Consider the following 15553-nt stretch of genomic DNA (forward strand, 5'->3'; position numbering starts at 1 on the left):
CTGATGTCAATTGACTGTTTTTAAATGGTTTTTATCAAAAGTGACGAGGCGGCGAAAAAAGTTGCCTCATATTTTTATCCGTTAGCTGGTCTTTATGTTTTCCGGGGATGAGAGGCCTAGTCTGTGCCCATTCTTTGGCGGGGCGTTCCGCCAAATGTGTATGTGACGACCCGACCTTTTATAGAACCGGAGATCTTATGTCCCTAGATACGAGCAAGAAGATTGGCCTTATCGCCTGTACAGGTGTGGTGGCCGGCAACATGATGGGGAGTGGTATTGCGCTGCTGCCTTCGGCACTGGCCACCATCGGCTCCATCTCTGTCTTTAGCTGGGCAATCTGTCTGGTAGGCGCCATGGGCCTCGCCTTTGTCTTCGCCCGCCTTGCTACCAAGAACCCGCAAGAGGGTGGCCCCATTGCTTACGCTGGCGAGATCTCTCCGGTGTTCGGTTTCCAGACCGGTGTGCTTTATTACCACGCCAACTGGATCGGTAACCTGGCCATCGCCATTACCGGTGTCTCCTACCTCTCGGTCTTCTTCCCCATTCTCAACAGCCCGATCCCGGCCGCCGCAGCCACCATCGCTGCCGTCTGGATCTTCACATTCGTCAACCTGCTTGGCGGTAGTTGGGTGAGCCGACTCTGTACCCTGGGTCTTGTGCTGATCCTGCTGCCGGTGGTCGGTACTGCGGTGATGGGTTGGGGTCATTTTGATGCCACCGTCTACAGCCAGAACTGGAACACCACCAGCGGCAGCGACCTGCATGCGGTCATCAGTGCCGTGCTGATCTGCCTCTGGTCCTTCGTCGGTGTTGAATCTGCCGCCGTCTCTTCCGGCATGGTGAAGAACCCCAAGCGCACCGTACCGCTCGCTACCATGCTGGGTACCGGTATCGCGGGTGTTATCTACATCCTCTCTACCCAGGTGATCAGCGGCATGTTCCCGGCCGGTGAAGTGGCAGCCTCCGGCGCCCCGTTTGCCATGGCCTCTTCCGCCATCTTCGGTAGCTGGTCTGCGCCGTTTGTTTCTGCCTTCACCGCCCTGGCCTGCTTCACCTCGCTCGGTTCCTGGATGATGCTGGTGGGCGAGGCGGGCAAGCGTGCCGCCAACGACGGCAACTTCCCGAAAATCTACGGTGAAGTGGACAAGAACGGCGTAGCCAAGAAGGGTCTGATCCTGGGCTCCCTGAAGATGACTGCCCTGATGATTGGCCTGACCGCCTTCACCTCCCAGTCCGCTCATGCTGCCGATCTCTTCAACGTGCTGACCACAGATGCGGTGCTGCTGACCATGCTGCCCTACTTCTACTCCAGCATTAACCTGATCCGCTTCGAAGGCATGACCTCCCGCAGCATCGGCGCCATGATCTTCTCCGGTGTGGCCTGTGTCTTCTGTCTGGTGGCCCTGATGGGTGCCAAGGGTTCCAACCTTACCGCTACCTTCGTGGTGTCGCTCATCATCCTGATGTTCTACGCCAAAAAACAGGGTCTGCGTCAGCACGATGCCCTGCTGAGCGAACAGCCCAGCAACTAATTCCCCCTTTTATCTTCCGAGCGCTCTTCACTCACCATCCCTGATGGAGAGCGCCCCTTTACGTGTGGAGCATTACGATGAATATCATTGCCATCCTCAACCACCTCGGCGTTTTCTTTAAAGAAGAACCCATTCGCCAGCTGCAAGCCTCCCTCGAGCGCAAGGGTTTCGAGGTTGTTTATCCGGTCGACGTAGCCGACCTGCTGAAACTGATTGAGAAGAACCCCCGCGTTTGCGGCGCCATCTTCGACTGGGACAAATACTCTCTGGGCCTGTGCAAGGAGATCCACGATCGCAACGAGAAGCTGCCGATCTTCGCCTTCGCCAACGACCAGTCCACCCTGGACATTCACCTGACCGACCTGCGTCTGAACGTCCACTTCTTCGAGTACCGTCTTGGCATGGCTGACGACATCGCCCTCAAGATGGGTCAGGCCACTCAGGAGTATCAGGACGCCATCCTGCCGCCGTTCACCAAGGCGCTGTTCAAGTACGTGGAAGAGGGTAAATACACCTTCTGTACTCCGGGTCACATGGGCGGTACCGCCTTCCAGATGAGCCCGGCCGGCAGCATCTTCTATGACTTCTACGGCCCGAACGCGTTCAAGGCCGACGTCTCCATCTCCATGCCGGAGCTGGGCTCCCTGCTGGATCACTCAGGTCCGCACAAGGAAGCCGAAGAGTACATCGCCCGTACCTTCAACGCCGATCGCTCCTATATCGTTACCAACGGCACCTCCACTGCCAACAAGATCGTCGGCATGTACTCCGCGCCGGCTGGCAGCACAGTGCTGGTTGACCGCAACTGCCACAAGTCGCTCACTCACCTGATGATGATGAACGACGTGACGCCGATCTACTTCCGTCCGACCCGCAACGCCTACGGCATTCTGGGTGGTATCCCGCAGAGCGAATTCAGCCGCGACACCATCGCAGCCAAGGTTGCCGCGACACCGGGTGCCCAGGCTCCCCGTTACGCCGTCGTCACCAACTCCACCTATGATGGCCTGCTCTACAACACCGCCTTCATTAAGGAAGCGCTGGATACTCCTTACATCCACTTCGACAGTGCCTGGGTGCCTTACACCAACTTCAGCCCGATCTATGAAGGCAAGTGCGGCATGAGCGGCGAAGCGATGCCGGGCAAGGTGTTCTATGAAACCCAGTCCACCCACAAGCTGCTGGCGGCCTTCTCCCAGGCCTCGATGATCCACATCAAGGGTGACGTGGAGGAAGAGACCTTCAACGAAGCCTTCATGATGCACACCTCCACCTCGCCGCAGTACGGCATCGTGGCCTCTACCGAGATCTCTGCTGCCATGATGCGTGGCAACACCGGCAAGCGTCTGATCAAGGACTCCATCGATCGCGCCATCTCCTTCCGCAAAGAGATCAAGCGTCTGCGTGATCAGAGCGAAGGCTGGTTCTTCGACGTATGGCAGCCGGACAACATCGACACCGTCGAGTGCTGGAAGCTGGATCCGAAAGATGACTGGCACGGCTTCAAGGACATCGATGACAACCACATGTACCTGGATCCGATCAAGGTCACTCTGCTGACTCCGGGTATGGGTCGTGACGGCCAGCTGCTGGAGAAGGGCATCCCTGCCTCTCTGGTCTCCAAGTTCCTGGACGAGCGCGGCATCGTGGTCGAGAAGACCGGCCCCTACAACATGCTGTTCCTCTTCTCCATCGGTATCGATCAGTCCAAGGCGATGCAGCTGCTGCGCGCCCTGACCGAGTTCAAGCGTGGTTACGATTTGAACCTGACCATCAAGAGCATCCTGCCGAGCCTCTATCGTGAAGACCCGAGCTTCTACGAAGGGATGCGTATCCAGGAGCTGGCCCAGAGCATTCACGAGCTGACCAGCAAGTACCGTCTGCCGGAGCTGATGTTCAAGGCGTTCGACGTACTGCCGGAGATGAAGATGACTCCGCACGCTGCATGGCAGCAGGAGCTGGCCGGCAACGTGGTGGAAGTGCCGCTGCGTGACATGGTGGACCGCATCAGCGCCAACATGATCCTGCCGTACCCGCCGGGAGTACCGCTGGTTCTGCCGGGCGAGATGGTGACCCAGGATTCTCTGCCAGTGCTCGAGTTCCTCGAGATGCTGTGCGAGATCGGCGCCCACTACCCGGGCTTCGAGACCGACATCCACGGCCTCTATCGTCAGGCCGATGGCAGCTACACCGTCAAGGTGCTGCGTTAATCGACAGTGACAACAGTCGAAAGTGACAACAACGGGCCGCAAGGCCCGTTTTTCCCTCCGGAATTCCTGTTCTTATTGCGTGAGTCGCCAACCATGAAGCGAGTGCTCTCCATTCAATCCCACGTAGTCTTTGGCTGTGCCGGCAACAGCGCCGCCGTTTTTCCCATGCGTCGCCTCGGGATCGAGGTGTGGCCGATGAACACGGTGCAGTTCTCCAACCACACCCAATACAGCGAAGGCTGGCAGGGGATGGTGATGCCCGGCGGCCATATCCGTCAGCTGGTAAACGGCCTGGCGGAGATCGGCGTGCTGGCCGAGTGCGATGCGATCTTGAGCGGCTACCTCGGCTCGGCCGAACAGGGGGAGGAGATCCTGGCGGCGGTGGCCCGGCTCAAGGCGCTCAATCCGGCCGCCCTCTATTTTTGTGACCCCGTGATGGGTCACCCCGACAAGGGGTGCATAGTGGCACCCGGCGTCGCCGATTTTCTGAAAAGCCGGGCACTGGCCTGCGCCGATATGCTGGCCCCCAATCTGCTGGAGCTGGAACAGCTCACCGGCCGCGATATCCGCAATGTGCCGGAGGCCATCGAGGCGTGCCAGCAGCTGCGCGCGCAAGGGGTCAAGCTGGTGATGGTCAAGCATCTGGGCAAGGCCGGCTTTGCCATGGACCGCTTCGAGATGCTGCTGGTGTGCGAGGAGGGGGATTTTCACCTATCCCGCCCTCTCTACCCTTTTGCCCGCCACCCCATCGGGGTGGGGGATCTGCTGAGCGCCACCATGCTGGCCAATCTGCTGGCGGGTTGTACCCCGGTAGCGGCGTTCGAACTTACCAACGCCAGCGTGGATGCGGTACTGGCCCAGACCTGGCTGGCGGGGGCTTACGAGCTGCAACTGGTGGCGGCCCAGCACGAGATGGCGCTGCCGCAGGTCTCCATTCGGGCGACCCGCCTCTAGGCTATTTACGTCAACAGCAGAAACAACAAAGCCCTGTTCATCAGGGCTTTTTATATTTCAGATTCGGGGAGATGGCTTAGTCTTGCGGGCTTTTGAGCGCCTTGACCACATCCTCTTTGGGCTCCAGCTCCTTGACCTGATTGAAGATCTCCAGCTCCCCTTGCGGGCTGACGGTGTAGGCATCGGCATCCTGATAGCTGCCGCTGCCGGCGCTCTCGATGATGACCACCAGCTCGGGCTGTTTGTCGCCATTCAAATCGACCAGTTTCAGCTCCCGGATAAAGCCGTTGCGGGCCATCACCTTGCCATCCTGAAACTCATCCAGTGGAAATTGGGCGTTCTGACCCGAATAGAGCCGCACGTCATAGCTGCCGATGGAGGCGGGCTCACCGGCCCCCTGCGCTACCCGGATCACCTGCCCGGAGGGGAGGGTCAGCTGCTTGCTAAATCCCTCTTCGGCTTGTGCCGCCAGCGGCAGGGTCAGCAGCCCTGCCATCATCAATGCTCTGTTCATCTTGCAACCTCTTGCTGTCTCTTGAGTGCGGGCTCCCGGGGAGCCCGCCGTGATGTTGCTACCAGATCTTCACCCGCTTCTGGGGCGGCAGATAGAGCTTGTCCCCCGGCTGGATGTTGAATGCCTCATAGAAGGCGGGAATGTTCGGCACCACGCCGTTGACCCGGTACTCGGGCGGCGAGTGGGGGTCGGAGCGCAGCAGCATCTGCATCAGCTCGGGGCGATACATCCCCTTCCACACCTGCGCCCAGCCGAGGAAGAAGCGCTGTTCGCCGGTGAAGCCATCCAGCACCGGCGCCTCCTTGCCATCCAGTGACAGCTCATAGGCCTTGTGGGCGATGGTGAGACCACCGAGATCGCCGATGTTCTCCCCCAGGGTGAACTGGCCGTTGACGAACTGACCGTTGATGGGCTCGAAGCGGTTGTACTGGGCCACCAGCCGGCTGGTGCGGAAGCGGAACTCCTTGAGATCTTGCGGCGTCCACCAGTCGCGCATCATGCCGTCGCCGTCGGATTTGGCCCCCTGATCATCAAAACCGTGGCCCATCTCGTGACCAATGACCCCGCCGATGGCGCCGTAGTTGACCGCATCATCCGCCGTCATGTCGAAGAAGGGGGGCTGCAAAATGGCCGCCGGGAAGACGATCTCGTTGTTGCTCGGGTTGTAGTAGGCGTTCACCGTTTGCGGCGACATGTGCCACTCGTCCCGGTCGACCGGCTTGCCGAGGCGCGCCAGACTGTCTGCGTATTCAAAGGCTTGCGAGCGTTGCAGGTTGCCGACCAGATCATCCGGTTTGATGGTGATGGCGCTGTAATCCTTCCACTTGTCGGGGTAGCCGATCTTGGGGCGGAACTTGGCCAGCTTCTCGAGTGCCTGTGCCTTGGTCTCGGGCGACATCCAGTCGAGCTCCTTGATGCTCTGGCCGTAGGCGGTGCGCAGGTTCTCCACCAGCTGCTCCATCCGCTCCTTGGCCGCTGGCGGGAAGTAGCGGGCCACATAGAGCTGGCCGACCGCTTCACCCAGATGATCGTTCAGAACCCCCAGCGCCCGCTCCCAGCTGGCGCGCTGCTTGGGCGTGCCGCTCAATGTGGTGCCGTAGAAGGCGAAGTTGGCGCGGTCGGTCTCGCTGTCGAGATAGGGGGCGTAGTCGGTCAGCAGTTGCCACTTGAGGTAGGCCTGCCAATCGGCGATGGGGGTCTGGGCCATCACCTGATCCAGCGCGCTCAGATAGGTCGGCTGGCCGATGATGAGCTCCGGCTGGCCAGCAATGCCCGCGGCATTGAGATAAGCCTGCCAGTCGAGATGAGGGGCGAGCCGTGCCAGTTCACTGGCGGGGCGCTTGTTGTAGTTCTTCTCCCGATCCCGCAGGGCGACGTTGTCCCACTGGATGGTGGCGAGCCGGGTTTCGAGGGCCAGAATCCGCTTGGCCTTGCCGCTCGGGTCAGATTCCCCGAGGCGGCTCAGCATGGCGGCGATATGCTGCTGGTACTTCTGGCGCAGGGCCTGACTCTCGGGATCCTGCTTGAGGTAGTAGTCCCGATCCGGCAGCCCCAGTCCACCTTGATAGAGGTAAACCGCATAGCGGTCGGGGGACTTGGCATCGGCGTCGATCCAGATGCCGAACGGCGCGCCGCCGCCCATGCGGCCCGACTGGGCAAAGGCACGGGCCAGCGCGGCCTGATCACCGATCCGATCGATATCGGCCAGCGCCGGTGCCAGCGGGGTGAGCCCCCTGGCGTCACGGCCTGCCTGATCCAGATAGCTGGCGTAGAGATCGCGGATCTGCTGGGTCGGCGTGCCGGTGGCGGCCTCCTGCTTGGCCAGCCCCTCGACCAGCACCCGCACATCGGCGAGGGATTTGTCCCGCAGCATGTAGAAGGCGCCATCGGCGGGGCGATCGTCAGGGATCTTGGCGGTGGCGAGCCACTTGCCATTGACGTAGCGGAAGAAGTCATCGCCGGGTTTGACCTGGGTGTCCATATTGGCCAGCGCCAGCCCGGAGTGTTTGGGGGAGTCTTGCGGTGCCTGACTGCAGCCAGCCAGCAGTGCCAGTCCAATCAGGCCGGCCAGTAAGCTTTTCTTATTGTTCATCTTGTTTGATTCCAATTCGGGTTGTTTGCTTCCCTGCCCATCTTCCTTGCTCCAACCGGTTGTGCGACCGCCTTGCGGCCAGCTTGGTGGAGAGGGCGGGCGAGCCTCACTCTAGCAGCAGGGTTGCAGCTTGATAAGCCCGACTCTGCTAAGATCGGCCGGTCCGTTTTGGGGAAGCCTATGATTTCTCATCTTTATTCTCGCTTTTGTCTGACTATGCCAGCGCCGGAAGGTTCCACTGGTCTGCTGGTGGCCTTCAGTGGCGGCCTCGACTCCACCCTGCTGTTGGTACTGGCGGCGCAGTATGCCCGCGAGCACAGCCTGCCGCTTCGCGCCCTGCACGTGCACCACGGCCTCAGTCCCCATGCCGATGAGTGGGTCGCTCATTGTGAAGCCGTGTGTCAGCAATTGGCGGTGGAACTGCTGGTCGAGCGAGTGACTCTGGCCCGTGGCAATGGCGAGAGTCTGGAGGCGCAGGCGCGCACGGCGCGCTACCAGCAGCTGATGGAGCACATGACGGAGGGGGAGTGGCTGCTCACCGCCCACCATCAGGACGATCAGCTGGAGACCCTGCTGCTAGCCCTCAAGCGCGGCGCCGGTCTGCGTGGCCTGGCGGGGATCTTGCCAAGCCAGCCCTTTGCTGGCGGCCTGTTGCTGCGGCCGCTGCTCAATATGAGTCGCGCCGAGCTGGCCGAGGCGGCGTCGAGCCTCCCCTTTGGCTGGGTGGAGGATGAGAGCAATCAGGATGTGAGCTATGACCGCAACTTTTTGCGCCAGACGCTTATCCCCCAAATCAAGGCGCGCTGGCCCGCCATGGCCCAGACCGCGGCGCGCAGCATGGCCCTGTGCGCCGAGCAGGAGGCGCTGCTGGACGAGCTGGCCGAGAGCGACTGGCAGCTGGCGGGCGAGGGGGAGGCACTCCATATCGGCCCGCTGCACGCCCTTTCACCCACTCGGCGCAACAACCTGTTGCGCTACTGGATCCGCCGTCAGGGGGGGGAGATGCCATCCCGTGAGCAGCTTGCCCGGCTCTGGCAGGAGGTAGCGCTGGCGCGCGGCGATGCCAATCCCCAGCTCAACTGGGGGCGCCAGAGCTGCCGCCGTTTTCAGGAGCGGCTCTATCTGGTGAGCCCGGACTTGCAACCCTGTCATCAGGTGTTGCCGATGATTGTGGGCGAGCCGCTGACCCTGCCGGACGGGTTGGGCGAGCTGGTGGTGCGCATGGCGGAGCACGGCGAGGGGCTGCTGCGCCCCCCCCGAGCGGATGAACCCCTCTCGGTGCGTTTTCAGGTGGCGCCCGGGATCCCCCTCAAACCGGTGGGGCGAATCGGTAGTCGGCGGATGAAGAAGCTGCTGCAGGAGTATGGCGTGCCTTCGTGGCAGCGGGGGCGCATTCCCATCCTCTACTATGGCGAGCAGGTGGCGGCGGTGGTGGGGCTCTTTGTCTGCGACGGTTTTATGGCACAGGGGGCCGGGCTGGTCTGTCACTGGCAGGGAAGCGGTGCAGCCCCCATCCTGCTCGAGCAGGATCTTGCCTGAGGTGATCTCGGTGTGAGGGGGGATTAGCCCCAAAAAAAGAAGCTCCGGTCACATGGCGCGCATGTGCCGGAGCAAAGAAGAGTTCGGGATTATTCGTTAGGGCTGGCCTTGCCTGCTTTCTTGCGGGCGTAGAGGTGACTGTCGGCCGCCTCGTAGAGGCTCGGCACATCGACCCCGGATTGCCAGCTGGCGGCGCCAAGGCTGCATCCGACCGAGAAGGTGCTGAGCTCTTTGTTGGTCATCAACATATGCTGCAGTCGCAGCCAGACCGGGCGCCACGCCTCGGGTTCGGCCGGTTGCAGCAGCAGGGCAAATTCATCTCCCCCGAGCCGGAAGGCTTGATCCGTGCTGCGGATGCACCCCTTGAGCAACTGGGCGAAGCGACTCAGCACCAGATCCCCCACCGGATGGCCCCAGGTGTCATTGATCTGCTTGAAGCGATCGAGATCCAGCAGCACCAGCACCAGACCGTGGGGCTCGCGGCTGTGCTGCTCGATGGCGCGGCCGATGGCCTCGTCAAAGTAGGAGCGGTTGCCAAGGCCGGTCAGGTGATCGAGCCGGACCAGCTGATCCAGTTTTTCCAGCCGCAGATAGAGGGGGAGCAGCAGGCAGAGCAGCTGATGGTATTGCATCAGTACCCGTTGCTGACTGCCGCTCAGCGGATATTCCAGCTCGTAGTGAAGCTGGCCGAGCAGCTGGCCATGCTGACCGCGCAGCTCGAACGGATAGTTGTGCAGGTTGAGGGTGGCCAGCGGCGGGTGCTGGATCAGCACATGGGGCTGGCCACAATCGAGGTAGAGACCGTGGATCCTGACAATTCTTGCCGCACGATCGGCAAAAGTTGTCAGCAGACCGCCGAGATCGCTCTGCCCCAACAACTGCTCGAGCAACTGGTTGCGTTCAACGCTGGGCAACGGCGTGAGCCGCTCCATCTGGCGAACCCACTGCTCGATGCCATGGCTAAAGCCATTAAGTGACGACGTATTTTCCATGGTCTTCCACCTGTAACACCTGACTACTGTCTCCTCCCTGCAATTGGCATGCCCAATATATCTTTCCTGCCCGCCAGATCGGCTGACTAAGCTTAAGTCGATAAAAGGAGAGGAAAATTTGTACACCGACCTGTTGATCCTGCTGTTCGCCGCCGTTCTGCTGGTGGCAACTTTCCGGCGCCTTGGCTTGCCGGTCATCCTTGCCTACCTGATTGCCGGCGTCTTGCTCGGCCCCCACGGGCTGGCGGTGATCACCGGCCAGTCGATCATGCAGACCATTGCCGAGCTCGGGATCGTCTTTCTGATGTTCTCGCTGGGGCTGGAGTTCTCCCTGCCGAAATTGCTGGCGATGCGCCGGTTGGTGCTGGGGGTGGGGATGTTGCAGGTGCTGCTCACGTCACTGCTCTTTTTCGCCATCGGCTGGTGGTGGGGGCTGGGTCTGGCCCAGTCGCTGGTGGTGGCGGGGACGCTTGCTCTGTCGTCGACGGCGGTGGTGATCAAGCAGCTCGGCGAGCAGAAGCAGCTCCATACCCGCCGCGCCCAGCTGGGGGTGAGCGTGCTGCTGTTTCAGGATCTGGCGGTGGTGCCCCTGCTGGTGATGATCCCTATCCTCGCCCAGCCGGAAGTGCAGGGGAGCGCCCTGGCCGCCGAGATCGCCTGGGCCACCCTCAAGGGGCTGTTTGCTCTCTTCACTCTGCTTGCGGTGGGCAAGTGGTTGCTGCCGCTGCTGTTTCACGAGGTGGCGCGAGCCCGCTCCGACGAGTTGTTCGTGCTGAGTGCCCTGCTGGTGGCGCTGCTGGCTGCCTACATGACCCATTCACTGGGGCTGTCGATGGCGCTGGGGGCGTTTCTGGCGGGGATGATGCTGGGGGAGTCCCACTACCGTCATCAGCTGGAGGTGGACATCAAGCCCTTTCGCGACGTGCTGATGGGGCTCTTCTTTATCACCATCGGCATGGCCATGGAGTGGGAGCTGGTGGCGCGGGCTTGGTGGCAGGTACTGATCTGCGTTGTGCTGCTGGTGCTGTGCAAATCTCTTCTGGTGCTGCTGGCCGGGCGGCTGATGGGGGAGCGCAAGCGCGACAGCATGGCCGCCGGCATCATGCTCAGTCAGGTGGGAGAGTTTGGCTTCGTGCTGCTGGCACTGGCACTGCACCACGGCTTGCTGGATCAGCAACTGGTCTCCCTGCTGATCGGCATCGGCATCATCTCCATCGCCATGACTCCCTGGCTGGTGACCCAGGCCCATTCGCTGGCTCGCAGCCTCACCGATCCTGCGTTGCTGACCCGCTCCGAAGTCGCCCAGTCGGGACTGAGCAAAAACCAGCACGTCATCATTGCCGGGTTTGGCCGGGCGGGGCAGACCTGTGCCCGCTTTCTCAAGATCGAGGAGATCCCCTTTCTGGCCCTAGACCTCGACCCCGAGCGGGTGAGCGAGGCCAAGCTGGCGGGGGAGCAGGTGGCCTTCGGCGACGCCAGCCGCCGCGATATTCTGCTGGCCGCCGGGTTGTTGCGGGCACGGCTGGTGATCATCACCTTTGATGATCGCAAGCGGGTGGAGGCGATGCTGGCACTGATCCGCGAACTGGCGGGGGAGCTCAAGGTGCTGGTGCGCACCCGGGATGACAGCTTTCTGGAGCAGTACAAGCAGGCGGGGGCCTTCGAGGTGATCCCCGAATCCCAGGAGGGGGCCCTGATGCTGGTCTCCCACCTGCTGCTCAATTGCGATATCCCCATCGGTCGGGTGATCCGCCGGATGGAGCTGGAGCGCAGCAGTCAGTATCGCTTCCTGCACGGCTTCTACTGGGGGGATCAAAGCGCCAGCAATCTGGAGGCGGATCAGCTGCTTGAACGCCTCCATCCGCTGTTGCTGCACGATCAGGCGTGGGCGGTAGGCCGTGAAGTGCGCGAGCTGCCGCTCGATGAGGTGCGGATCAAGGAGGTGCAGCGCGGGAATCAGAGTCTGGAGCCCAGACCCGAGCTGGTGCTGGCGGCCGGTGACCGGCTGATCCTGTTTGGTACCGTGGTGGCGATGGAGCAGGCGGAGCAGCGTTTGCTGGAGGGGCGCTGAGTCCCCTCGCACTCATCGGCCGCCCCCTTTACTCCCGCTCTTTTGGTAGCCCTTCGATATCGAGGAAGGCGACGACTCTCTCCCGCTCTCTCAGAGTGTCCTGATAGCCCAGCTTGATCAGCTGTTGGCAATAACCCGGATAGAACATCAAAAAGCTGGCCAGACTGCTGGTCTCATCCCCCTTCACGCCCAGCACCCGCAACAGGCGGCGCAACTTTAGCGGTAGTTTGCGCAGGTAGGCCAGTGCGATGGTGTCGAGATCCTGACTCGGTTTTAGCACGCAGGTCTCCACCCGTTTCAGCTTGAGGCGATTGCGCTCCCGCTCAGGGATAAGATCCAGAGTCTGGTTGATGCGCCATAGCCGCTCCAGATCGGAGTTGAGGGTGTCGGTAAAGACCGTATCGAGCAGATGGCTGGCGATATTGGAGCTGGTGAGATGGCCGTGGTGATGGGTCGGTGCCGAGTGGGCTGGCGGATCCAGGGTGATCAGCAGGATCCGCTCCGCACCCAGATGGATGGCGGGGCTGAGCGGGCTCAGTTGGTGGATGGATCCGTCGCCGTAGAACTTCTCGCCGATCCGGGTGGCCGGAAAGACGAAGGGGAGCGCCGAGGAGGCGAGCAGGTGCTCCGATGTAAGCACGGTGCGTACCCCGCGCCGTCTGGCTCGCTCCCAAGGATGGTGGTCGGCTCGCCCTTGAAAGAAGGTGGTGGAGAGGCCGTCATCGTAATCCGATGCCGTGATAGCCAGCGCCTCCAGACTGCCGTAGAGGATGTTGTCATCGATGCGGTGATAGTCGATGAGCTGATCCAGCAGGCGGTGCAGCGGCGCGTTGTCAAAGAGGTGAAAGGCGTGGTTGGTGTGGGGATTGATCAGCCCTGCCGACCCTTCGTACATCAACCGCCACAGCAGGCGCCCCGGGTGAAAATCGAAGATGTGGTGAGTCTCGAAACGGCGCCAGACCCACTCCAGCTTGCGCACCCCCAGATGGAAGCAGGAGGCGTAGCAGGCGAGCGCGGTGACATTGATAGCCCCCGCCGAGGTGCCGCAAAGGATGGGAAAAGGGATGCCGAGATTGCGCGGGTAGAGCTCCGCAATCGCCTTGAGGGCGCCGACCTGATAGGCGGCGCGAGCACCGCCACCGGTGAGCAACAACGCTGTATTGGGTCTGGCCATATGCTGGCGCCTTATCGTGTTCTGACAAGAATGTTCCCACTGACAAGTTAACTATAAGGCGCTGTATCAAATATAAAAACGGGCGCTCGCCCGTTTTTTTCATGGCCGCTTTTCAAAGGGCCCGCTGGGGATTTTCCGGCCGTGCCAGCTGATCAAAGGCGGCGAATACCGGAGCGCTGGCGAGGATGCGACCGTGGCCCAGTCCCCGGGTGCTCACCAGCCGGGTATGACCATCCTGACTGGCCCGCAAGGAATCGCCGTGCGGGGCAAACCTGTCCTCCTCGTCGTGCACGATTATCGCCGCGCCGCTGCGACTGGCGAGGCGACCCAGTGGATCGACCGTGCTCAAGGGGTGCTGGTACTCCTGCTCAATCTCCTTGACCACCGCATCGAACAACCGGATGGAGTAGCCGGAGCGCGCCACCATGCCGTAGAGCTGGGGCACATAGTCGAGCACCGGCGAAATCAACAGCAGCGGCAGGGTATCGATACCCGGCTGACGGCTGGAGAGGGTGACGGCGCCTCCCATGCTGTGGGCGATGACCCCGTGCAGCGGGCCTACTTCGCTGGCCAGCTTGGTCACCAGTTCGTCGAAGGCGCGTACGAAGCGGGGCAGGTGGCCAGTGTTGCCTGCGCTCTGGCCGTGGGCCGGATGATCGTAGGCAATGGCGGTGAAACCCTGCGCGGCGATTTGGCTCATCAGCGGATAGAACTGGCTGGCGCTGCCGGACCAGCCGTGCATCAGCAGCCACAGCGGCCCCTGACCGAGCCGATAGCTCATCAATACCCCTTCGCTGGTATGGACGGCCTGCTTCACCAGGCCCGCTGGCTCGTGGGCATTCCGCTGGTTGCGCTGGGGGGTGAGCAGCAACTTGCTGGCGGTGCGCTTGGCATGGGTGGGGGCGAGTCTGTGGTGCAACCGGGTGCCGATCCCCAGCAGCCATTTGCTCGGGCTGAAGCGGCGGGTGTTGAAGTAGATCTTGCTGCTCATGGTCATCCTGTGGTTTTTATGTGCGAACGGTCGTGCTTTTTTGTTGGTTTTTAAAAATTAGTGTTGAACGGATGCCAAAACATCAGCGCCAGCTGCTCAGCAGAGCGTCCACCTCGGGCCAGAAGTGGCGGGCCGGATCCTGACACAGTTCGAGATCGTTGAACACCTGATCCGCCAGATAGAGGCCATAGAGGCGATAAACGGCGCGCCAGGGATCCATCTCCCGTCGCCACTCACCAGCGGCCTGCCCCTGCACCACCTGACGTGCCAGATAGTCGAGCCAGAAGCGCACCAGTTGCCGGGCGGCTTGCTGCACCTGGCTCTCTTGCTCATGGCCATCCTGCGCCGAGGTCCAGGCGTCGAGAAACATGCAGCGTCCGGCAAAGCAGTGGTTCCAGGCCTGCCAGGCGCGCAGCAGGGCGATCAGCTTGTCGTGCTGGCTCTGGTGCTCCTGCTGGCGTACCGGCTGGATCACCCGTAGCCGAAACACCTCGGCGGCGTACTCCAGCACGGCGATCTGCAGATTGTCGCGGGATTGAAAGTGGGCAAACAGGCCGCTTTTCGACATCTCGCAGGCGCTGGCCAGCGAGCCTATGGTCAGGCTCTCCAGCCCTTGCTGGCTCGCCTGCTCAAAGGCGGTCTGCAAAATGTTTTCCCGGGTCAGGCGCCCCTTGCTCATCACTCTCTCCTCGTTGGCGCTGGCAGCATAAAGTACGATCGTGCTAATTGTCGAGCAACAAATAGCCAGCATGGCTGGCTATGTCGTCTCCCGCGTGTCACTGCGCGCGGGGGTCAGTTCTCCTTGATATCGAGCTGTTGCAGGGCGATGACCGCCTGAGTGCGGTTCTTGACCCCAAGTTTTCTGAAGATGGCGGTGATATGGGCCTTGATGGTGGCCTCGGAGACGTTGAGCTCCCAGGCGATCTGTTTGTTGAGGCTGCCATCGCGCAGCATGATCAGCACCTTGTACTGCTGGGGGGTGAGGCTGGCCAGCTTGCTGGCGAAATCGGGGCCATCTTCCGATTCGGGATGGAGCGAGATGCCTTCCGGCACCCAGTTATCCCCCCCGATCACCGTATTGAGGGCATTGACCAGCTCCTTCATCGGCACCGACTTGGGAATGAAGCCGAGCGCTCCGAGCCGCAACACCTGCTGGATGATGGCCGCATCTTCCGAGGCGGAGACCACCACGATGGGCAGGTCGGGATACTGGCCGCGCAGGTGGGCCAGCCCCTCGAAGCCATTGGCCCCCGGCATCTTGAGATCGAGCAGCAACAGGTCAACTTCGGGGTGCTCGCCGAGCAGGTTGGTCAGGCTGTCGATGGAGTCCGCTTCCAGCAATTGAGCGTCGTTGATGGCCATGTGCACCGCTTGGTAAAGGGCGCCCCGAAACAGGGGGTGGTCATCTGCGATGACGATGGTAAATTGGCTGTCCATATTTCGGTTAATGGCTCACATTGTTGCTAACTGATTGTTTTGAAAAA

General features: G+C 61.5%; 12 protein-coding genes. 5 read left to right on the plus strand and 7 right to left on the minus strand.

Annotated features, from left to right (window positions below; all coding sequences use genetic code 11):
* The first annotated feature begins 197 nt into the window (after positions 1 to 197).
* From cadB to pdxY, 3 genes are all read left to right on the plus strand, one after another.
* Positions 198 to 1532: a cadaverine/lysine antiporter gene (gene cadB, locus AB5Z02_RS15830; protein WP_042079861.1), complete on the plus strand. Its 1335-nt coding sequence runs from the start codon at positions 198 to 200 to the stop codon at positions 1530 to 1532.
* 77 nt (positions 1533 to 1609) lie between these two features.
* Positions 1610 to 3742, plus strand: a complete 2133-nt coding sequence (locus tag AB5Z02_RS15835; RefSeq protein ID WP_368216425.1) for a lysine decarboxylase CadA — start codon at positions 1610 to 1612, stop codon at positions 3740 to 3742.
* Between the two features lie 93 nt (positions 3743 to 3835).
* Complete coding sequence (gene pdxY, locus AB5Z02_RS15840) at positions 3836 to 4696, plus strand: pyridoxal kinase PdxY (protein WP_368216426.1); 861 nt, start codon at positions 3836 to 3838, stop codon at positions 4694 to 4696.
* A gap of 76 nt (positions 4697 to 4772) precedes the next feature.
* On the opposite strand, the gene AB5Z02_RS15845 is transcribed toward pdxY, so the two are convergent.
* On the minus strand, positions 4773 to 5210 hold the full coding sequence (locus tag AB5Z02_RS15845) for a PliI family lysozyme inhibitor of I-type lysozyme (RefSeq protein WP_040066645.1): 438 nt from the start codon (positions 5208 to 5210) through the stop codon (positions 4773 to 4775).
* A 58-nt stretch (positions 5211 to 5268) separates the two neighbouring features.
* A complete protein-coding gene (locus tag AB5Z02_RS15850; protein WP_368216427.1) occupies positions 5269 to 7302 on the minus strand; it encodes a M13 family metallopeptidase in 2034 nt (677 codons plus the stop codon).
* Positions 7303 to 7482: 180 nt separating this feature from the next.
* Between AB5Z02_RS15850 and tilS the strand changes: the two genes are divergently transcribed.
* A complete protein-coding gene (gene tilS / locus AB5Z02_RS15855; protein WP_368216429.1) occupies positions 7483 to 8841 on the plus strand; it encodes a tRNA lysidine(34) synthetase TilS in 1359 nt (452 codons plus the stop codon).
* A gap of 89 nt (positions 8842 to 8930) precedes the next feature.
* Here the strand turns inward: tilS and AB5Z02_RS15860 are convergent, their stop codons facing one another.
* Positions 8931 to 9833: a GGDEF domain-containing protein gene (locus tag AB5Z02_RS15860; protein WP_368216430.1), complete on the minus strand. Its 903-nt coding sequence runs from the start codon at positions 9831 to 9833 to the stop codon at positions 8931 to 8933.
* Positions 9834 to 9951: 118 nt separating this feature from the next.
* Here AB5Z02_RS15860 and AB5Z02_RS15865 point away from each other — a divergent pair, with 118 nt between their 5' ends.
* On the plus strand, positions 9952 to 11904 hold the full coding sequence (locus AB5Z02_RS15865; protein ID WP_162518402.1) for a monovalent cation:proton antiporter family protein: 1953 nt from the start codon (positions 9952 to 9954) through the stop codon (positions 11902 to 11904).
* A 28-nt stretch (positions 11905 to 11932) separates the two neighbouring features.
* Here the strand turns inward: AB5Z02_RS15865 and AB5Z02_RS15870 are convergent, their stop codons facing one another.
* From AB5Z02_RS15870 to AB5Z02_RS15885, 4 genes are all read right to left on the minus strand, one after another.
* A complete protein-coding gene (locus AB5Z02_RS15870) occupies positions 11933 to 13078 on the minus strand; it encodes a patatin-like phospholipase family protein (RefSeq protein WP_005347843.1) in 1146 nt (381 codons plus the stop codon).
* A gap of 112 nt (positions 13079 to 13190) precedes the next feature.
* Positions 13191 to 14069, minus strand: a complete 879-nt coding sequence (locus AB5Z02_RS15875) for an alpha/beta hydrolase (protein WP_368216432.1) — start codon at positions 14067 to 14069, stop codon at positions 13191 to 13193.
* 82 nt (positions 14070 to 14151) lie between these two features.
* The gene (locus tag AB5Z02_RS15880; RefSeq protein WP_368216434.1) at positions 14152 to 14748 is read right to left on the minus strand and encodes a TetR/AcrR family transcriptional regulator; all 597 of its coding nucleotides are present in this window, start codon (positions 14746 to 14748) and stop codon (positions 14152 to 14154) included.
* A 113-nt stretch (positions 14749 to 14861) separates the two neighbouring features.
* A complete protein-coding gene (locus AB5Z02_RS15885) occupies positions 14862 to 15506 on the minus strand; it encodes a response regulator transcription factor (protein ID WP_100654298.1) in 645 nt (214 codons plus the stop codon).
* Positions 15507 to 15553: the final 47 nt, after the last annotated feature.

This window comes from Aeromonas sp. R2-3, from assembly GCF_040908375.1.
Lineage (GTDB): Bacteria > Pseudomonadota > Gammaproteobacteria > Enterobacterales > Aeromonadaceae > Aeromonas > Aeromonas veronii.